This window comes from Haloferax mediterranei ATCC 33500, from assembly GCF_000306765.2.
Lineage (GTDB): Archaea > Halobacteriota > Halobacteria > Halobacteriales > Haloferacaceae > Haloferax > Haloferax mediterranei.
This window is the reverse complement of sequence record NC_017941.2, coordinates 469,736-490,296: the sequence shown is the minus strand read 5'-3', so window position 1 is coordinate 490,296 and position 20,561 is coordinate 469,736. Positions and strand designations below refer to the sequence as shown.

Here is a 20,561-nt window from a genome sequence, read left to right as displayed (position 1 = left end):
TGGGAACCCGTCGAACGTCGATTGAGGTGGCAAAAGAAGAGAGAAAAAGAGCGAAGAGTGGAGAGCCGAAGTAGGGGACTGGTTCCGGTAGCGACGCGGTGTGAGAGCGCGTCGTCTACTGGGTATCCATCGTGGAGTCGTCACCGCCGTCGGTGACTGGAGACTCCGGCGATAGCGTGTTTGATTCGTCGGACTGTTCGTTGGTATCTGACTCGAAGGTGTCGTCCGTCATGTTCTCGGCAGCGTCGTGATTAACCGTGAACTCGGAGACAAGTGCCATCAGGCGTTCGGACTGCGAGGCAAGACTGTCCGCACCACTGGAAACCTCGCCGAGCGAGGCAGTCTGTTCTTCGGCGGCCGCGGCCACCGACTCTGCCCGCTCTGCGGTCTCGTCGCTGATGTCGGAGACGCGGTCCATCATAGACGCGACTTCTTCGGTCGATGCGGCCTGTTCGTCGGTCGTGCGACTGATTTCGTCGACGCCGTTTGTCGTCTCGCGAACGTTCTCGACGATGGTGTCGAGGGAGTCGCGCGCGGTCTCGACCGCGTCGACGCCGGATTCGACGGCGTTTCTCGTCTCGCGCATCTCGGCGACCGATTCGGCGGACTTCGTCTGGACTTCGTCGATGGTCTTTTCGATTTCTTCGGCGGAGGATTTCGTCTCGCCCGCGAGGTCCTTCACCTCGTTGGCGACGACCGAGAAGCCCTCGCCGGCCTCGCCAGCGCGGGCCGCCTCGATGTTCGCGTTGAGCGCGAGAATGTTGGTCTGCTCGGCGATGTCGGTGATGAGTTCGACGATGTCGCCGATTTCCTCCATGTCGGCTTCGAGGTCTTCGATTCTGTCGGCCGTTCGGCGGGTCTGCGTCTCGACCTGTCTGATGGTGTCGATGGCGTTTTTCGCCGCGTCGTGGCCGTCTTCACTTGCGCCGAGGGTGTGTTGTGCGGTCTGTTCGAGTTCGGTCGCCGACGAGGCAACCTCCTCGATGGTCGCCGAGAGGTTACTCGTCTCGTTCGTCGTCTGCTGGAGGTTCTCGCGTTGCTCGTGTGCGCCTTCGGCCATGACCTGCGTGGACTCGCTGACCTGTCGGCTGGCGCGCTCGATTTCCTGCGCACTCGCAGTGACTTCCTCGCTGGCGGCCGCGACTGTTTCGGCGAACTCGACGACTTCAGCGATGGTTCCTTCGAGTTCGTCGGCCATGTCGTTGAACGACCGCGCCATCTCGTTCATCGACTCGTTGTCGGCGTCTTCCGACATCCGTCGCGTGAGGTCGCCCGCGGCGGCATCGGACATCGTCTCGCTGAACTCGGCGGCTTTCGCTTCGAGTTCGGTGATGAGCGCTTCGAGTTCCGTGTGAGTCTGGCCCATCGATTCACCGAACGACCCGGGGATGTCCTCGTCGAGGACGGGGTCGTCGAACTGTTTCTCGGCGAGTGCCTCTGCCTGTCCGGCGACCGTCGTCAGGTACGCTTGCATCGACTCGAACGAGTCGTACAGGCGGCCCATCTCGTCGATTCGGGACGTGCTCGGGAGGTCACCGTCGACCTCTCCGTTGGCGATGTTGTCCGCGTTCCGTGCGACGACGGCGAGGGAGTTCGCGGTCCCGCGCCCAATCGTCACACCGACGAGGAACAACGCCCCGACGGCGAACGCGATGAGGAGAATCACGTTTCTCGTCACCTGCGATTGGAGCGCGAACGCCCGTTCTGCGGGGACGTGGTACGTGAGTACCCAATCGGTACCGGTGATTGGCGTGTAGGCCATCGCGTACTCTCCTTCATCCATGCCCGTCCGGGCGGAGACGACTTGGTAGCCGGTTTCCCCGGTGAGTGCCGCGTCGATAGCCTTGATTTCCGACCCATCGGCTGCCGTGTACTGTTCGAGCAGGGACGACTTTCGGTTGTCGAAGAGGATGGTCCCCGACTCGGAGACGACCTTCGCGTCACCGGTTGCGAAGGACGACTCGAAGTGGTGTGACCGTGCTTCGAGCGAGGCCGTCAGGACGATGAGTTCGTTACTCCCGGAGACGGGTGCGACGAACGCGACGACGGGTTCGCCGCTCGCGTCGTACGGTTCGGAAGTCGTCACCGACTGGGACGACGCGAATGTTGTCGCCTTGCCCGTCCACGGCGTGTCGACTGCGTTGAGCGACTGTCCGTTCAGACTGTCAGTCGTACTGGCGACGATAGTGCCGGAGTCGGCATCGACGTAGTGGAGCGACCGAACGTCGCCGGGAAGCCCGATAAGTTTCTGTTCGAGCCACCGTTGATGTTCGGTCGCGTTCGTCCCGTCCGGTTTCTCGTTAATCGATTCAGCGAGGAAGGAAACCGTCGCTTCCCTCGAAACGACCCAGTCGGCGACCGACCGCGCTTCGGTCTCCGCGGCACCGCGAATTTGCGATTTGGTCTGTGAATCGACGACGGATTTAGTGTCGAAGTGGATGAACGCGCCCGCTGCACCCATGATGAGCACGATGAGGAGGAGGACGAGACCGAACTTCGCCGCGTACCGGCGGCGAATCACGTTCGGGAGCAGTCGCTCCATGGCGGACGTCACCCGCGAGAATGGGTTTTTCATTGGGAACCTCCGGATTCGAAGAATCGCCGTTGGAGCAGTTCGACCTGCGTGACCTCGCCGTCGGTGACGCGCTCGACGAGATACGAACTCAGCGGTTCAAGCGATTCAGTCAGGTCGACACCACTCGATGCGCCCTGATAGTTCAGTTCGCGTCCCGCATCGACGAGCGTCCGTACCCGGTCGAACTCGCCGACTGAGACGGTGTGGCCCGTTCCGCTGGAGATGGTCTGAACAGCGTCCGCGATGGCTGGACCGCTCACTTCGCCAGCGTACTCTGCGGCCGCCGCCATGAGGAAAAGGGCGTCGTAGGCGTTCGCAGCGTAGGGTGCGAGCGGTGCAATATCGGAGAGTCGCTGCGTGAGGTCGAAATAGCCGTCCGTCCGAACCGACGAGAGCGAGGCACTGTAGAACCCCTCGTAGTAGGCCGGGAGGTCGCCGCTGAACATCCCCGCCGAGAACACCCACGGTGCGTCGTAGTCGGTGTTCCCGTACGCTTCGAGAATTCCTTTTTCTTGTCCGGGAACGCTGACGAAGCCGACTGCGTCCGGCTCGTCGGCGAAGACCTCATCGAGAACGCCACTGAAGTCGCCTGCTTCGGGGTCGTAGCTGACCTGCGTGACGACCTCAGCGTCGAGGCTCTCTTGAAGCGCAGTTCCGAGGTCCGACCCGAAGGCACCCGTAACGGTGAGAATCGAAACCGTCTCGGCATCGACGTACTGCGGCGAATCGAGAATTTTCGCCATCGCAGTCGCCTGCAGGCTGTCACTCGGAACGGTTCGGCCGAAGTACTTCCGGCCATCTGCTCGTCCGGCATCCGAGAGCCGTGGGTTCGTACTGGCTGGACTAATCTCCATGATGGAGTCCTTCGCCGTCTTGGGGGCGAGCGCCAGCGAGACGTCACTGACGAGGCCACCGACGAACCCAACGACACCAGCGTCGACCAGCGACTGGTACCCCTCGGCGGCGACTTCTACAGAACCCTCCGTATCCACGGCCGTCAGTTCGACGGGCCGACCGAGGATTCCGCCTGCCTGATTGATATCCTCGACTGCCTGCTCTACGGCGCGTTTTCCGTGCGTTCCGACCTGTTCCAGCGAACCGCTTAACGGTAACATCGCCCCGAACCTGACCGGTTCTCCGGAATCGCCCTGGAACGACCCAACGCACCCGGAGAGCGACCCGAGCATCGCTGCCCCACCAGCGCTGAGAAACGTTCGTCTATCGTACCTGGGAGTCACACCTCGTCGGTGAATCCACCTGTATATAATTTTGGGCCGCCGATTATCACGACCAATATTCTAAACCTAAACATTGTATGTAGTTCAGGTTATAAATAAACAGAGACAAACCACCCTGAAGTGTAATCATCTAGATGTATACTGGTCGTGAACTGATAGACAGGAACGGAATCGGGGTGGGATGTCTCAGTTCATCTACAGTAGCGTTTGCAACTGGTGACATATCCGATCGCACGACACCGGTCAATCGAGTGTGCACTGACTTGCAAGCGCTACTATAGGACCGGTCGTCGCACGTTCATCCGGGACCGGTCATCGTAGTATTTTATCCGCCGGCCCACGCACGTGCGGACATGACTACTCAGGGAATCGTCGGACAGTTCCTCTCGTTGAAAGAGGAGACCGACGCCGACCTGCTCGCCATGCAGTGCGGTGACTTCTACGAGTTTTTCGCTGACGACGCCGAGACGGTCGGACGCGAACTCGACCTCAAAGTGTCCCAGAAGTCGTCGCACGGGTCGTCGTACCCGATGGCGGGCGTGCCACTGAACGACCTGACGCCCTACCTCAAGGCGCTGGTCGAGCGTGGCTACCGGGTCGCCGTCGCCGACCAGTACGAGACAGAATCGGGTGACCTCCGCCGACAGATTACGCGCGTCGTCACACCCGGCACGCTCCTCGAAACCTCGCGCGCCGACGCGCAGTTCCTCGCCGCCGTCGTGACCGGCAGCGACGGTGTTGGACTCGCATTCGCCGACATCACGACCGGGCAGTTCCTCGTCACCGAAGCCAAGACCGTCGACGACGCCGCGGCCGAACTCTACCGCTTTGCACCCGTGGAGGTCCTTCCCGGCCCCGACCTCCGAACCGACGACGAGACGCTCTCGCGCCTGCGCGAGGCCACGGACGCCTCCTTCTCGCTCTTTTCGACCGAAGCGTTCGCACCGGGGCGTGCCCGCCACGCCGTCCGCGAACAGTTCGGCGAATCCACCGTCGAGAGCGTCGGTCTCGACTCGGAACTGGCAACCCGCGCGGCGGGCGGCATTCTCGCCTACGTCGAAGAGACGGGCGCTGGCGTCCTGCGGTCGATGACGCGGTTGCAGGTGTACCACCCGAGCGACCTGCTCGAACTCGACGCGACCACCCAGCGGAACCTCGAACTCACAGAGACGATGCACGGCGACCGCTCGGGGTCGCTTTTCGACACCATCGACCACACCGTCACCTCGCCGGGCGGTCGCCTGCTCCGCGAGTGGCTCACCCGCCCGCGACGCGACCGAGATGAGCTTTCGCGTCGACTCGACGCCGTCCAGTCGCTCGCGTCCGCAGCTCTCGCCCGCGAGCGCGTCCGAGAGGTACTTGACGGGGCTTACGACCTCGAACGACTCGCCTCGCGCGCCGCCTCGGGAAGCGCAGGGGCGAACGACCTGCTTTCCGTCCGCGACACGCTCGATGTCCTCCCCGCGCTCACCGACGCCATCGAAGGAACCGAACTCGCCGACTCACCGCTTGCCGAAGTCGTTTCTCGGCCTGATGGGGATGCCGCGGCGGGACTGCAAGCCGAACTCGCCGACGCGCTCGCCGAGGACCCGCCGAAGACGGTCACGCAAGGCGGCTTGTTCCAGAAAGGCTACGACGACGAACTCGACGGACTCATCGAGCGACACGAATCCGCGAAGTCGTGGCTCGACACCCTCGCCGACCGCGAAAAGCGCCAACACGGGCTTTCACACGTCACGGTCGACCGGAACAAGACGGACGGCTACTACATTCAGGTCGGGAAGTCCGTCGCCGACCAGGTACCGGAGCACTACCGGCAGATAAAGACGCTCAAGAACTCGAAGCGATTCGTCACCGAGGAGTTAGAGGAAAAAGAGCGCGAGGTGCTTCGACTCGAAGAAGCCCGCGGCGATTTGGAGTACGAACTCTTTCAGGACCTCCGCGAGCGAGTCGCCGCACACGCCGAACTGCTGCAGGACGTGGGCCGAACCATCGCCGAAGTCGACGCGCTAGCGTCTCTCGCTACCCACGCCGCCGGAAACGGCTGGACCCGCCCGGAACTCACCGATGCCGGACCGCTCCGCATCGAGGCCGGTCGCCACCCCGTCGTAGAGACGACGACCGAGTTCGTCCCGAACGACCTGCACATGGACCGCGAGCGCGGCTTTCTCATCGTCACCGGACCGAACATGTCCGGGAAATCGACCTACATGCGACAAGCGGCGCTCATTACGCTTCTCGCGCAGGTCGGCAGTTTCGTCCCCGCCCGGTCTGCGACCATCGGCGTCGTCGACGGCATTTACACCCGCGTGGGTGCGCTGGACGAACTCGCACAGGGTCGGTCCACGTTTATGGTCGAGATGCAGGAACTCTCGAACATCCTCCACTCGGCGACCGAAGATTCGCTCGTTATCCTCGACGAAGTCGGCCGCGGGACTGCAACCTACGACGGAATCTCTATCGCGTGGGCCGCGACAGAGTATCTGCACAACGAGGTGCAGGCGAAGACGCTCTTTGCGACTCACTACCACGAACTGACGACGCTCGCCGACCACCTCGACCGCGTGGCGAACGTCCACGTCGCCGCGGACGAGCGAGATGGTGACGTGACGTTCCTCCGAACCGTCGTCGATGGCCCGACAGACCGGAGTTACGGGATTCACGTCGCCGACCTCGCGGGGGTTCCGCGCCCCGTCGTAGACCGCGCTGGCGACGTACTCGACCGACTCCGCGACGAGAAGGCCATCGAGGCGAAAGGCTCCGGGTCGGCCGAACCCGTACAGGCCGTCTTCGACGTGGGAAGCGGACAGATGAAAGTCGCCGAAAGCGACGGCAGTCCCGCAAACGGGTCCATGGAACACTCGACACGAGACGATTCGGCGGCTGGCGCACCCGGAAACGGACAGATTGGTGCCAACTCCGGCCTCGAATTCGAACCCGGTTCCGAACCCGGCCCCGAACTCGACCCCGAGACCGAAGCCGTCCTCGACGAACTGCAATCGACCGACGTGAATGCCACATCACCCCTCGACTTGATGGCGAAGGTGCAGGCGTGGCAGTCGAAACTGGAGAATGAAGAATGACGGAGATTTACCAACTCGACGAGAAGACCATCCAGCGAATTGCCGCCGGTGAGGTCGTCGAACGTCCCGCTTCGGTCGTCAAAGAACTGTTCGAAAACAGCCTCGACGCGGATGCAACGCGGGTCTCCGTCGCGGTCGATTCCGGCGGTGTCGAGGGCGTTCGCATCCGCGACGACGGCGTCGGCATGAGCGAGGAGGACCTCGAACTCGCCGTCCGCGAGCACACGACGAGCAAAATCGGCGACATCGAGGACCTCGAAGCGGGTATCGGAACCCTTGGTTTCCGCGGCGAGGCGCTCCACACTATCGGTGCCGTCTCGCGAATGACTATTCGGTCGAAGCCCCGCGGCGGCGACGTGGGTACCGAACTCCGGTACGAAGGCGGCGAAGTCGAGGAGGTTCGGCCCGCTGGCTGTCCAGAGGGAACCGTCGTGGAGGTCGAAGACTTGTTCTACAACACCCCCGCGCGGCGGAAGTTCCTCAAGACGACGGCGACCGAATTCGACCACGTGAATACTGTGGTCACCCACTACGCCCTCGCAAACCCGGACGTGGCCGTCTCGCTGGAACACGACGACCGAGAGGTGTTCGCCACCGAGGGCCGAGACGACCTCCAATCGACCGTCCTCTCCGTGTACGGCCGCGAAGTCGCGGAGTCGATGGTTTCCGTCGAGCACGACGCGCCCGGTATCTCGGTCTCCGGTCTCGTGAGTCATCCCGAAACGACACGCAGTACCCGCGACTACCTCTCGACGTTCGTCAACGACCGCTACGTCACGGACCGAGTGCTCCGGGAAGCCGTCCTCGACGCCTACGGCGGGCAACTCGACGCCGACCGCTACCCGTTTGCGGTGCTCTTCGTCGAGGTCGCACCCGACGCCGTGGACGTGAACGTCCACCCGCGCAAGATGGAAGTTCGGTGGGACGAAGAACCAGAGGTCAAACGCGAAGTGACCGACGCGGTCGAAGACGCCCTGTTGAATCACGGACTCGTCCGCTCGTCGGCCCCGCGGGGTCGCTCGAAGGCCGACGAGGCGGCTATCGAACCCGGCGAGCCAGACGAAGCGGACGCGGGCACCGTGGTCGAATCCGCGGACCCGCACGAGGTTCACGGGCCGGCCGACGACCAAGGTGACACGGAGCGCCCGACCGCGAGAGATGTACAATCGGCGCGAGAGGGACGGGAAGAACGGAAGACCCGAGAGGCAGGAAAGACGAGTTCCGAGCAGTCGGAATCGGACACCACCGATTCACCTGAACCGGAATCGTCGACTAGAGAGACGACCACGTCGGCAACACAGCCTTCCCAAACGTCACCGCCGCCGACACCGCCCCGCAAGTACGACCTTGCGCCGGGACCGGAGGCGACAGAGCAGTCGTCACTCGACACCGGACCCGCAGAGTCGTCGGCCTCCGCGACCGATTCGACACCCGCAACCGAACCGTCGCCGTCGACAGGTGAATCCGAATCGTCGCCGCCGACCGAATCTACTCCGTCGCAGTCGCCATCGGGGCGCATCAGTGCCCCGACAACCCAGCGCGACCTCTCGGGCGGTGAAGCGAACCTCACACCCGAATTCGAGTCGCTGCCGTCGATGCGCATCCTCGGCCAACTGCTCGACACCTACATCGTCGCGGAGACGAGTGAGGGGTTAGTCCTCGTGGACCAGCACGCCGCCGACGAGCGGGTGAACTACGAGCGTCTGAAGAACGAAGTCGAAGGCGATACGCCGACACAGGCACTCGCCGAACCGGTCGAACTGGAACTGACAGCCCGTGAGGCGGCGCTGTTCGAGGAGTACCGCGAGGCGCTGGCGCAGGTCGGCTTCCACGCCGGACGGACCGGCGAGCGAACCGTCTCGGTTCGAACCGTTCCGGCTGTGTTCGACGCGGCGCTCGACCCCGGACTCCTCCGCGACGCGCTGACGGCGTTCGTCCGCGAGGAGGCCGACGGCGGCCAGAAGACGGTCGACGCCGTCGCCGACGAACTCCTCGCCGACCTCGCGTGTTACCCGTCGATTACGGGCAACACGTCGCTCCGCGAGGGGTCGGTGCTCGACCTCTTGTCGGCGCTCGACGACTGCGAGAATCCCTACGCCTGCCCGCACGGGCGACCGGTCGTCATCGAGTTCGACCGGGACGAAATCGAATCACGGTTCGAGCGCGACTACCCCGGTCACGGAGGCCGGCGCGCCGAAGAGTGATGCGAGAGGCAAGCTACGACTGAACCAACGACCCAATTCTCGCTGGCGATACTCTCGGCGAGGATTGAAGTCCGGCCACCGAGTGGGTCGAACTGATGAACGCGCTCGTCTTTCTTGGGATTCTCTTCGGGCCGCTCGTCCTCGTGGTGTCGTATCTCTTTACCGCCGCCACGGGACCGAGCGTCCCGACGTGGGCCGACGCCGCCGGAGTCGCGATTCGCTTCTACGGGACTGCACTCGCCGTTATCGTCGGACCCGTTGCGCTCCACCTCGACCGAATCTCGCTCGCAAAGCGGTCCAACTGGATTCCGTCTCCCCTGTACTATCTTATCGCTATCCCGTTTCTGAGTATCCCGATTTCGTTTATCTACCTCGTTCGACGGCTCACGTCGGCCTAATTCGGGCGCCGAACAGACGAGGAGAATTCAGTGGCAACAAAAGGAGGATTCAGTGACAATAAAACAGCTACACACGCACATCAGTCCACAACCATAATGTAGTAATATCAACAAGTATGGGTAATGCGAAACGATGCCCTGAATCCCTCCCTGATAGTGGTCTCCCTCGCAGTTTTCGTGGTGGCGCTCGCCGCCACAATCGCCATCGAGTTCCGGGAGCGCTGGATGGTGGATGCCCTCCTAATCACGGCTGGCGCCGCAGTCGGTCCGGTCATCTTCGTCGCCGGTCGGAGAATCCGTTCTGACCGCAACTCGGACGACCGACTGACCAACGCGGTCTTGGCGGCTTCCTACGCCGCCTTCGCCGGCATTTCCCTGTACAACGCGTTTGTCTTGGAAATCATGACTGGCCCGGTCCGCGACCTGACGATGGTCGCCATCGGAATGACCGGCCCCGCGATAGTGATGGCCGCCAGTCGGGTGCTGGGGAACGAGTCTCCACTCACGACGGCCTGATACTGTCGGGGAAGTCCTGACGTCCCGAACCGCCAGCAGTCGCTGCATTCGACGGCAACGCCGGAGGTTTATATCGCGCCCGCGAACGGCCGTCCATGACAGCACTCGTGACCTTCGGCGAGACGATGCTTCGCCTGTCGCCGCCGCGTGGCGAGCGACTCGAAACCGCCCGCGAATTCGAAGTACAGGCTGGCGGGGCGGAGAGCAATGTCGCCGTCGCCGCGGCCCGCCTCGGCCGCGATGCCGCATGGTTCTCAAAGCTCCCCGACTCGCCGCTCGGTCGGCGCGTCGTCGGCGAACTCCGAAGTCACGGCGTCGATACGGAGGGAGTCGTCTGGGATGACGACCACCGGCAGGGCCTCTACTACCTCGAACACGGCGTCGCGCCCCGCCCGACCAACGTCATCTACGACCGCGCCGACGCCGCCGTGACGACGCTGGAGACGAACGAAGTCGACCTCGACGCCGTCCGCGACGCAGCGGTGTGCTACACCAGCGGAATCACGCCTGCACTCTCCGAGACGCTCCGGGCGACCACGGCAGACGTGCTCGCAGCGGCCCAATCGGCCGGCACAACGACCGCCTTCGACCTGAACTATCGGGCAAAACTCTGGTCGCCCGAAGAGGCCGCAGAAGCGTACCGCGACCTGTTCGACTCGATTGACGTGCTCTTCGCCGCACAGCGAGACGCCGAGAACGTCCTCGGACGCGACGGCGACGCCGAATCTATCGCCCGCGGACTCGCCGCGGACTACGACTTCGAAACGGTCGTCGTCACTCGCGGCGCGACAGGGTCGCTTGCTCTCTCGGACGGCGACGTGTACGAACAAGGCGTCTACGAGGCAGAAACCCACGACGCTATCGGAACCGGAGATGCCTTCGTCGGCGGCTATCTCGCGAAGTATCTCGCCGGAGGCGACGTCGCCGAATCGCTTCAGTGGGCGTCCGCGACAGCGTCGCTCAAACGGACCCTCGAAGGCGATATCGCCGTCGTCACTCCCGAAGACATCGAACGAGTCGTCAGCGAGGAGGGTGAGGGAATCTCGCGGTGAGTCCCACGCTATGTCAGCATAATTGAACAAAATATATTAGTAATTATTATTCCCTTTTGCCAAACAGATAGATTGAAATTAGGAACGGTGATAAATTGTCCCAGTAATGGGGACATTATCGTTCGAACCGCTGACATTCGATGACATACCAGAGGACGAACGGCCCTCTCTTCAGCAGGCGGTCGTTCCCGTTCTCGGGATGCTCGTCTTCTTGAGTGTCGGGGTCATTTGGCTTGGCCTTGACCCGCAACTGCCGCTTCTGTGGGGTATCATATTCACCGGGCTGGTGGGCCGGTACTGGTTGGGACTGTCGTGGTCTCGGCTCTCGGAGGGAATCCGTGACGGCATCAACATGGGGATGTCTGCACTGCTCATTCTCCTCGTCGTCTACATGCTCATCTCGACGTGGACCGCGGCGGGGACGATTCCCGCGCTCATCTACTACGGGCTCGACCTCCTCTCGCCGGAGGTGTTCTTGCCCGTTGCGACGTTGCTTTCGGCAATCGTCACCTTCGCCATCGGGTCGTCGTGGACCACCGCGGCGACGCTCGGTGTGGCCTTCATCGGTATCGGTTCGGGTCTCGGAATGCCCGATGCGATGACCGCCGGTGCCGTCCTGACGGGTGCGTACACCGGCGACAAGGTTTCGCCGTTTTCGGACACGACGAACCTCGCCGCCGCCGTCACGAACACGGACCTGATGACCCACGTTCGGACGATGCGCGTCGGGACGAGCATCGCGCTCGTCATCTCGCTCGTGGCGTACACCGCACTCGGACTCACGGCCAGCGGGAACATCCCAGTTGGACGTATCGCGCAGATTCAGACGGCCATCGACAGCACCTACACCGTGACGCCGCTGGTGTTCGCTCCGCTCGTCGTCACGTTCGTGCTCGCGCTCCGTGGCTACCCCGCGCTTCCGTCCATCATCGCGGGTGTCGTCGTCGGGACGCTCACTCAACTATTCGTTCAGGGTCCTGTCACCATCGATACCTTCGTCAACACGTGGAACGTCGCCTTCGCGGGCACGTCGCCGTCGACAGGCGTCGAAACGGTCGATTCGTTGCTCGAATCCGGCGGGTTGCTCGGGTCGTCGTGGACGATGACCGTCATCCTCGCGTCGCTGTCACTCGGCGGCATCCTCGAACGGACCGGCTGTATCGCCGTCATCGCCCACAACCTGCGGCGGATTCTTACCTCGGTTACGTCTCTGACCATCGGGACGGCCACCTCGTCGCTGGCGATGAACGCCATCGCGGCCGACCAGTACATGAGCCTCGTCGTTCCCGGAATGAGCCTCCGCGGCCTGTACGACGAGTTCGACCTCGAAAGCAGAAACCTCTCTCGGGCCATCGAATCCGCCGGGACGACGACGAGCGCCCTCATCCCGTGGGGGACCGGCGGCGCGTACATGGCCGACGTGCTCGGCGTTCCGACGCTCCAGTACGCCCCCTACTACTTCCTCGGGTTCCTGTCGCCGCTCATCCTCGTGCTGATGGGAATCACCGGGTGGCGCATCAGTGAACAAGGTTCCGACACACAGGCCGGACTTCGCGGTGCGGTTGCGTCGTTCGCTGACGACGACGACTGACCGACGAAGTCGAGCCACTCGTTGGCTCTTTCTGGACCGGCAGGCGTATTTTGATTCGCCCAGTACCCGCAGGTATGGAGGTTACGACGGTCGGTCGATTCAGGGTCTACCGAAGCCCGCGCAAGCGAGATGAACTCCTCTTGCTCGAACTCCCCGGAGAACCCGTCGACTGGGCCGACCCGACCGTCGCAGTCGACGTTGACGATGCGTTTTCTCCGACCTACGTACCACGGACCGGGTACGACGGCGACCTCGCAGAGACCGTCTCGTCGCTCGAATCCGGAAACGAGGTCGAAGCGACCGTAATGTGGGAAGACGGCGACCCGCGATTCGCCGATGTGTCGCTCGTCGACCGAACGCGGTTCCGCTTTATCGGGGCCGCAACGGACCTGTTCGAGGCCGCCCGAGAGACGTGGCGAGCGACCGCCGACGGTGAGGCGATTGGCTCTCGCGTCACGTACGGCACCGACGGCGACCCGAACGCAGTCCTCTACGCCTTTGCCAAACAACCGGGCGCTCGCGACCTGTTCGACGAGTTCAGCGATGGCGTCCTCCCGCTCGACCCGCTTCTCGACCGACTCGGCAGTGAAGCTAGCACCGAGTCCCCGGACGCCGACGGCTCGGAAACGCCCGAGATACCCGACGCACCCCGTGAGGTGTTCGTCTTACGCCCGCTGGATGCGGAGTTCATCCTCGTCGCCATCGCGTTCGACAGAAACGGGTTGTTCGCCGAAACGATGCGCGAGACCTACTGCTGAGAGCGAGTCAAACACTGCGCAGGGTCAGTCCCACTCCGGTTCGACCTTCGCAGTCGGTTCTTCGCCCGCGAAAACGCGCTTGATGTCCGAGGCGGTCTGTTCGTTCACCTCGGCTTTGGCTTCGACCGAACACCACGCGGCGTGAGGCGAGAGAACGGCGTTTTCCAGTTCGCGTAGTGGCGAGTCCGCAGCGAGCGGTTCTTTCTCGAAGACATCGAGTCCGGCCGCCGCAATGTCACCCTCGCGGAGGGCATCCACGAGCGCGTCCTCGTCGATGACCTCGCCGCGTCCGGTGTTCACGACGATAGCGTCGTCGGAGAGCGCATCGAAGGCGTCCGAATCGACCATGCCGCGCGTCTCCGGTGTCGCCGGAGCATTGACCGAGAGATAGTCGGCCCGGTCGTAGAGTTCGTCGAGCGAGACGCGCTCGACGCCGTACTCGTCGAGAACGTCGTCGCCGACGTACGGGTCGTAGGCGACGAAGTCGAGGCCGAATCCCGAACACAGTTCTGCGGTTCGCTGGGCGATGGCTCCGAACGAGAGAAATCCGAGCGTCCGGCCCATCATGCGATGGAGGTCGCGCCCGGGCGTCGCGGGCCAGTCGCCGGCGCGAACCGCGCGGTCGTACGAAGGCGTCGCACGAATGCACGACAACAGAAGAGCGACGCTGTGGGTTGCGACCTCGTCGGTACAGTAGGCGGGGACGTTGGTGACGACGACGCCGTGCTCTGCGGCCGCGTCCACGTCGATGTTGTCGAAGCCGACGGCCGCACGAGCGACGACCTGCAGGTCGAGTTCGGCGAGCGAATCGGCGGTGACTGGCGTGTTGATGTCAGTGACGACGGCGTCTGCATCGACGTCACGGCACGCTTCGACCAGTGCAGCTTCCGACCCGAGCTCGGCGACGGTTACCTCGGCAACGTCGCCGAGGACCCGACGCTGGTGCGCTGGGTCTACCATATGAAAGTCACTGAGCACGACGTGATAACTCATATTCGAGTAAATGATTTTATCCGGGACTACTTGATTGTGTCTGGGATTCTCAGGGGATAGGTACGACAGTCGATGATGATAGACGAGTTCGCAGAAGTGAGAACAACGAGGACCGAATCGAGGTACAGAAAGTAGAAACGAATAGCGGCGACACGCGAGTCTGTCTCTCCTGCGGCGAACCCGAACGTCAGTGTTCCCGCAACGCAGCGGTGAGCGGTATTATCACGTAGTTAGTTCTCCTGTGACCACCGCTGGTAGACCGCAGAGCCACCGAGAACGGCAAAGACCAGCGAGGCGAGTACCGGTGCACCGACTGCCGAGATAATCGGGACCTCGACGACGACTGCAATCATAAGGACGAGACCAAGCGCGGCGAGCGCGGCGTAGTACTCGCTCCACGACAGTTCGCCTTCGGGGACGACCTCCATATAGACCGTCACATCGCCAGCCTCAGCCAGCGTAACGATTTTCGACTCGTCGTCGTAGTCGACGATTCCCAACTCGACAAGCTTCGGGATGTGTGTCTGTTGGAGCGAAACGTACGCACTCTGTCGGATGTTTCGAGGCGGAGGTGACTCTCCTGTTTCGGCCTCCGCAATCCGTTCTGAGAGTTCGCGAAGCGTCAGGTCTCCGTCTTGGAGGAATTCGATTGCCATCCGACGGCGGTCGTTACTCAGTACCTCGTGGATTCGAGTTTCGGAGAGTCCGGGTTCGGATGTTGTCGCCATACGAGGATTCGACTGATTTGTGACTGGTCGCTTCTCCTATATCAACAGTTCGTCTTAGTTATCTCTGCTGAAAACTGTGGAGGTTATTGAAAGAGAATCAATCGCATGACAGCCCTTACCCCCGTGTTTGGGGGAACTTTCCGGAAGCGACAGATGTCAATAAATTTACTTTAAATTGTCATGGTGGGTGTCGAAGGGGTAAACACCCGACACAGCCGGATACCAATATTTAATATATTGATGCGTCTGTCTTAATATATGACCGTTGTCAGCGTCTCCATGCCGGAAGAACTTCTGGAGCGCATCGATTCGTTCGCCGGAGAACACGGCTACACCGGACGAAGTGAGGTCGTCAGAGAGGCAGCACGAAATCTTCTTGGAGAGTTCGAAGACAAGAAACTCGAAGACCGCGACCTGATGGCAGTCGTCACGGTCATCTTCGACTACGAGACGACGGCCGTCGAGGAGCGAATGATGGGTCTTCGACACGAGTACGAAGGACTTGTTAAATCGAACTTCCACAACCACGTTGGCAACCACTACTGCATGGAACTGTTCGTCCTCGAAGGACAGCTCTCGGATATCTCGACGTTCGTCGGAAAAATTCGGGCGACCCGAGACACCCTGAGCGTCGATTACTCCGTGATGCCCGTCGACGAGTTCACGGGTATCGTCGAAGAGTAACCCTCGGTCGGGTTAGTTGGCTCCGGTATTCAGAGGAATTGTCGGAGCGGTGCGGCGATTTCCTGTTCGGGAACCAGAACACGGTGTCGGTTCCCGACAGGCGAAACGGACGGTTGGCTACGATAGTTCCTATCAGTCGTCGTCACCGGAGATGACGCCCTCCGGTGCACCCACATCCGACTGACCGAGCATATTCTCGCGAAGGTCCGCCTCGATAGCCTCCAGCGACCGCCCTTTCGTCTCGGGAACGAACACGTAGGTGAACGCCAGTGCCACGGCACTGAGCACCGCGTAGACCCAGAACGTTCCGGCTTTCGTGATGGCACCGACCATGACCGGGAAGGTAAGCGACACCACGAGGTTCGCAACCCAGTTGAAGATGGTCACGACACCCATCGCCGTCCCACGGACCTTCAGCGGATACACCTCGGAGATGAGGAGCCAGAACACCGGGCCGAGACCGATAGCGAAGAACGCCACGTAGAGCATGAGGCTTCCCGTGGCAACCCAACCGACCATACCCGATAGGCCGGGGAGGTAGAAGGCCGCGCCGAGCGCGACGAGTGTGAGCGTCATCCCACCCAGACCGACCGAAAGCAGCGGGCGACGACCGGTTCGGTCGATGAGAACGACTGCGACGATAGTCATCACGACGTTGACGACACCGATGCCGACCGTCGCGAGGATGGACGCAGAGGACTCGAAGCCCGTCGATTCGAGAATCGTCGGTGCGTAGTAGATGACCGTGTTGATGCCGGTGACCTGCTGAAGCACCGCGAGACCGACGCCGACGACGAGCGCCGGGCGCATCCACGGTTCGAGGAGGTCGCGCAGACTCCCGTCTTCCTGTTCGATGGTTTCTTTGATTTCGCCGAGTTCCTCGCGAATCTGTTCGTCAGTTCGGGTCTGGGAAAGCACGTCACGCGCTTCCGACACGCGACCGTGTTCGACCAGCCAGCGCGGACTCTCGGGCATGAACACCATCCCCACGGCGAGCACGAGCGCCGGAACCATTCCGGTACCGAGCATCCAGCGCCACTGCTCGGCGTCGGCGAAGGCGTAGTTGACGAAGTACGACGAGAGGATGCCGACGGTAATCGCGAGTTGGTTCAGCGAAACGAGCGATCCGCGAATCTTCGGCGGGGCGATTTCGGAGAGGTACAGCGGGCCAACGATGGACGCGAACCCGATTGCGACACCGTCGATGAGTCGTCCGAGGACGAGTATCTCGACTGTCGGTGCGATGGCCATGACCAACGACCCGACGAAGAAGACGATGGCGCTAACGAGGACGAGCCGTTTTCGACCCCAACGGTCGGCGAGATACCCACCGAGAGCGGCACCGAGGGCAGCGCCTGCGAGCGCACCACTGACGACGATGCCCTGCACCAATGGACTCATCGTGAACGTGTCTTTGATGTACAGGAACGCGCCGGAGATAATGCCCGTGTCGAACCCGAACAGGAGTCCATTGAGGGCGGCAAGCGCGGCCGTCACGTAGACGAACCGGTTTCGACTACCACCACCACCAGGTGAGTCAGTATCGTCTATCATAAATCGTACTCGACCGTGACATTCAGACTCCTCATTTAGAATACCTCCGACATATAATCAACATACTTACATTATAATCATCTTTGTAGTAAATTCTAAAATCGCAGTACGTAGTGGGGGTTTGGGCGTTAGTGCTAGTAGAAATCATATTTACATATAATTTTCCAAAGATGATTACAATTTATACTACAAAGTGAGTTAATTCTGTCCAGTTCGACAAGAAGGCTCATGGCCTCGCGGTAGCGAGACTTGTTGATGAGCGACGCCGTCCCGATTATCGTCTACACTCGAACCCACTGCCCGCTCTGTGACGAGGCAGAAGAGACCATCCGCAAGGTAGCCGCAGGGGAAGGCGTTCCGGTCGATATCGAGTTTATAAACGTCGATACCGACGAAGAACTACGGGCGAAGTACGGCGAGAGAGTCCCGTACGTGTACATCGACGGTCGACCGGCATTCAAATTCGAGGTCGACCCGGACCGGCTCCGCGAGAAGTTGGCCGCAGCGCAGGGGTAGTCCGTTTCGGTTCGATGCGGACCGCCCGCACGACCGGCTTGCCTACATAATCATCAACGCCTTATCATAATGTGGAGGCACCCCACATGACTGACCCGCTGCAAGCTGACGCAGTTCCCTGTTCGACGACAATCACGGCCCTCGCGGAGTACGGTCTCTCCGACGGAAACGAACTCGTCCGGCGAACCTACGACGACCTCGAAGAGGACGGGTTCGGAGCGTTCGAACCGACGGCGGCGTACTTCGACCGTGTCGCGGCGACGTTCCGTGCGCTATTCGTCGAACTCACTGGAACCACCCCCGTTCCGACCGTCGTTGATGCCGCTCTCGACGACGCTCAATACGCGACGCTCCAGGTCGTTGATACCGGCTCAGACCTCGAAACGGAGGTTCTCCCGGAGTTCTACAAACAGTTCGCCGGGTACTACTGCACCTACCGCGGTCGACTCCTCGTCGTCGATTGAGGTCGTGTCAGCAAGCACCTGACTGAGATAGTCGTGTCAGCAAGTATCTGACTGAAGAAATCGTGTCAGTAAGCGTCTGTGAACGACGCGTCCGCACGAATGATTATGGGCCTCGTTACCATATGTAGTCTCGGTGGGTCTCGTGGTCGAACTCAACGAAATCGAAGCGAATGTGTACGAAATCGGGCGAACGGGGGAGATGCGCGTCCCAGCGCGTGTCTACGGATCGGAATCGCTCGTCGAAGAGATGCAGTCCGAGGGCGACCGCACGCTGACACAGATTCAAAACGTCGCGATGCTGCCGGGTATCCAGAAGTTCTCGCTCGTCCTTCCCGACGGGCATCAGGGCGACGGCTTCCCTATCGGCGGTGTCGCCGCGGTTGACGCGGACGACGGCGTCATTAGTCCGGGGGGTATCGGCGGCGACATCAACTGCGGTGTCCGACTGCTTCGAACCGGTCTCACGTACAAAGACATCGTGAGCGAGCAGTCTATTCTCGCAGACCGCCTCTACCAGACGATTCCCACGGGTGCTGCCGAAGGCGGCTCCCTCGACACCAACATCTCCGACGTGCGCGGCATTCTCGAAGGCGGGCTGGAGTGGATGTTGGCGAACGGACACGCCACCAAAACCGACCTCGACCACTGTGAGGAAAACGGGCACCTTCCCAGCGACCCGAACGCGGTCCCAACCGAGGCACTCAAACGCGGCGTCAATCAGGTCGGGTCGCTCGGGAGGGGAAATCACTTCCTCGAAGTCCAGCGCGTGACCGACGTATACGACACCGAGACGGCCGCGGCGTTCGGTATCGACACCGACGACGTGGTCGTGATGATTCACACGGGGTCGCGCGGCCTTGGCCACCAGACGTATTCGCACTATCTCCGCGCGTTCGAACGCAAATATCGGTCTCTCGCCGAGTCGCTTCCGGACAAGAAACTCGTCTACGCCCCGCTCGGTGACGACCTCGCCGACGAGTACTGGAACGCGATGAACGCCGCCGCCAACTTCGCATGGGCTAACCGACAGGCACTGACGCAGGCGGTCCGAAAGGTGTTCGACGACCTCTTCGACACCACGGAAGTCGAACTCGTCTACGACGTGTGTCACAACATGGCCAAAGAAGAGCGACACACCGTCGATGGAGAGACGAAGACGCTTCTCGTCCACCGAAAAGGCGCGACACGGGCATTCCCGGCCGGTCGGCCCGAGATTCCTGAAGCATACCGGAGCGTCGGCCAGCCAGTGTTCATCCCGGGGAGTATGGGGTCACACTCGTACATCCTCGTTGGCGGGCCACAGTCACTCGCGCGTAGTTTCGGTTCGACGGCCCACGGTGCTGGTCGCCAATTATCACGGGCGGAGGCGCGAACGGAGTACTCCGCTGGCGAACTCAAGAAGGCGCTGCGCGCCCGCGGTATCTTCGTCCGAGCACGCTCCGGCAGGACGCTGGCGGAAGAAGCACCCGGCGCGTACAAGGACATCGACGAGGTCGTTCGTGTGAGCGACGCGCTCGGTATTGGAACCAGAGTCGCCCGAACGGCACCGCTCGCGAACATCAAAGGGTGAATTTCACTTGCGAACAGTCGAACAGAAAACCGGTCGTCGCGGGCGTACTCCTATCATCCCGGCGTCCCTCTATACACCCATGGAAGCTGACAGACAACTCCTCCAATACGCCCGGGACCAACTCGACGGGTGGATTTACACGGCTCGTGACCGGGCCTACCAAGAATTATTCGCCGGTGACGACGCCGCGGTCACAGCCGAGGAGCGACAGCTTCTGGACGATATCGACGCGGAACTCGTCGCCGACGGCGGGAACGGACTCTGGGGCGTCGACGAGTACGAAATCGTCCTTGGACATCCCAAGAACCACCCACTTTCGGTCGTCTGTACGAGACACCCGGAGATTCCAGTGGAGTGGTCCCGTGGCGGAGACAGCCTCACCGAACCGGAACGAGAACAGTTCAACGACCTCCTGTGGGACTACAGCGAACGCGTCCGGAAACACCTCCAGACAGAGGTCGACGAGTTCGTCGTGAACGGCGGGTCGATCGAAGAGTGAGGAACAGGCAGGTCTGTGTGCTGCCGCTGCCACCGGTTCGAGAGCCCTGCTTCTCGACAGGAACCCAGATGCACTGATATCGATTGTCTCACACGCTCTCACAAACGATTCTGACGCCGTGAGAACGGGTTACTGTTT

17 protein-coding genes are annotated in these 20,561 nt (G+C 61.7%); 12 read left to right on the top strand and 5 right to left on the bottom strand.

What is annotated here, in order from left to right; translation table 11 throughout:
• Nucleotides 1-115 precede the first annotated feature (115 nt).
• Together HFX_RS02550 and HFX_RS02545 are read right to left on the bottom strand one after the other, a co-directional pair.
• Nucleotides 116-2,575: a methyl-accepting chemotaxis protein gene (locus tag HFX_RS02550; RefSeq protein WP_004057805.1), complete on the bottom strand. Its 2,460-nt coding sequence runs from the start codon at nucleotides 2,573-2,575 to the stop codon at nucleotides 116-118.
• Nucleotides 2,572-3,690: an ABC transporter substrate-binding protein gene (locus HFX_RS02545; RefSeq protein ID WP_238547491.1), complete on the bottom strand. Its 1,119-nt coding sequence runs from the start codon at nucleotides 3,688-3,690 to the stop codon at nucleotides 2,572-2,574. Before HFX_RS02545 ends, HFX_RS02550 begins: the two co-directional genes overlap by 4 nt.
• A 476-nt stretch (nucleotides 3,691-4,166) precedes the next feature.
• Between HFX_RS02545 and mutS the strand changes: the two genes are divergently transcribed.
• From mutS to HFX_RS02510, 7 genes are all read left to right on the top strand, one after another.
• Nucleotides 4,167-6,896: a DNA mismatch repair protein MutS gene (mutS, locus tag HFX_RS02540; protein ID WP_004057807.1), complete on the top strand. Its 2,730-nt coding sequence runs from the start codon at nucleotides 4,167-4,169 to the stop codon at nucleotides 6,894-6,896.
• Complete coding sequence (mutL, locus tag HFX_RS02535) at nucleotides 6,893-9,100, top strand: DNA mismatch repair endonuclease MutL (protein WP_004057808.1); 2,208 nt, start codon at nucleotides 6,893-6,895, stop codon at nucleotides 9,098-9,100. Before mutS ends, mutL begins: the two co-directional genes overlap by 4 nt.
• Before the next feature lie 95 nt (nucleotides 9,101-9,195).
• Nucleotides 9,196-9,498 (top strand): hypothetical protein, encoded by a 303-nt coding sequence (locus HFX_RS02530; protein WP_004057809.1) that lies wholly within the window; start codon nucleotides 9,196-9,198, stop codon nucleotides 9,496-9,498.
• 156 nt (nucleotides 9,499-9,654) lie between these two features.
• Nucleotides 9,655-10,014, top strand: a complete 360-nt coding sequence (locus HFX_RS02525) for a hypothetical protein (RefSeq protein ID WP_231512924.1) — start codon at nucleotides 9,655-9,657, stop codon at nucleotides 10,012-10,014.
• A gap of 95 nt (nucleotides 10,015-10,109) precedes the next feature.
• A complete protein-coding gene (gene kdgK1, locus HFX_RS02520) occupies nucleotides 10,110-11,066 on the top strand; it encodes a bifunctional 2-dehydro-3-deoxygluconokinase/2-dehydro-3-deoxygalactonokinase (RefSeq protein ID WP_004057811.1) in 957 nt (318 codons plus the stop codon).
• A 106-nt stretch (nucleotides 11,067-11,172) separates the two neighbouring features.
• Nucleotides 11,173-12,657 (top strand): arginine/ornithine antiporter ArcD, encoded by a 1,485-nt coding sequence (gene arcD, locus HFX_RS02515; RefSeq protein WP_004057813.1) that lies wholly within the window; start codon nucleotides 11,173-11,175, stop codon nucleotides 12,655-12,657.
• A 74-nt stretch (nucleotides 12,658-12,731) separates the two neighbouring features.
• Nucleotides 12,732-13,415 carry a DUF6663 family protein gene (locus HFX_RS02510; protein ID WP_004057815.1) on the top strand — a complete coding sequence of 228 codons (684 nt, stop codon included), beginning with the start codon at nucleotides 12,732-12,734 and terminating at the stop codon, nucleotides 13,413-13,415.
• Between the two features lie 24 nt (nucleotides 13,416-13,439).
• Here the strand turns inward: HFX_RS02510 and HFX_RS02505 are convergent, their stop codons facing one another.
• Nucleotides 13,440-14,408 (bottom strand): C-terminal binding protein, encoded by a 969-nt coding sequence (locus tag HFX_RS02505; protein ID WP_049917439.1) that lies wholly within the window; start codon nucleotides 14,406-14,408, stop codon nucleotides 13,440-13,442.
• Nucleotides 14,409-14,638: 230 nt separating this feature from the next.
• Nucleotides 14,639-15,136: a winged helix-turn-helix domain-containing protein gene (locus HFX_RS02500; RefSeq protein WP_004057818.1), complete on the bottom strand. Its 498-nt coding sequence runs from the start codon at nucleotides 15,134-15,136 to the stop codon at nucleotides 14,639-14,641.
• Between the two features lie 258 nt (nucleotides 15,137-15,394).
• On the opposite strand from HFX_RS02500, the gene HFX_RS02495 reads away from it, so the two are divergent.
• Nucleotides 15,395-15,820 carry a CopG family ribbon-helix-helix protein gene (locus tag HFX_RS02495; protein WP_004057819.1) on the top strand — a complete coding sequence of 142 codons (426 nt, stop codon included), beginning with the start codon at nucleotides 15,395-15,397 and terminating at the stop codon, nucleotides 15,818-15,820.
• A gap of 132 nt (nucleotides 15,821-15,952) precedes the next feature.
• On the opposite strand, the gene HFX_RS02490 is transcribed toward HFX_RS02495, so the two are convergent.
• A complete protein-coding gene (locus tag HFX_RS02490) occupies nucleotides 15,953-17,374 on the bottom strand; it encodes a sugar porter family MFS transporter (protein WP_004057822.1) in 1,422 nt (473 codons plus the stop codon).
• Nucleotides 17,375-17,629: 255 nt separating this feature from the next.
• Between HFX_RS02490 and HFX_RS02485 the strand changes: the two genes are divergently transcribed.
• From HFX_RS02485 to HFX_RS02470, 4 genes are all read left to right on the top strand, one after another.
• Nucleotides 17,630-17,890: a glutaredoxin family protein gene (locus HFX_RS02485; RefSeq protein WP_004057824.1), complete on the top strand. Its 261-nt coding sequence runs from the start codon at nucleotides 17,630-17,632 to the stop codon at nucleotides 17,888-17,890.
• Between the two features lie 86 nt (nucleotides 17,891-17,976).
• Nucleotides 17,977-18,354, top strand: coding sequence for a hypothetical protein (locus HFX_RS02480; RefSeq protein WP_004057827.1), 378 nt, complete (start codon nucleotides 17,977-17,979; stop codon nucleotides 18,352-18,354).
• Nucleotides 18,355-18,487: 133 nt separating this feature from the next.
• Nucleotides 18,488-19,924: an RtcB family protein gene (locus tag HFX_RS02475; RefSeq protein WP_004057829.1), complete on the top strand. Its 1,437-nt coding sequence runs from the start codon at nucleotides 18,488-18,490 to the stop codon at nucleotides 19,922-19,924.
• Between the two features lie 79 nt (nucleotides 19,925-20,003).
• A complete protein-coding gene (locus tag HFX_RS02470; protein WP_004057830.1) occupies nucleotides 20,004-20,423 on the top strand; it encodes a DUF7539 family protein in 420 nt (139 codons plus the stop codon).
• Nucleotides 20,424-20,561: the final 138 nt, after the last annotated feature.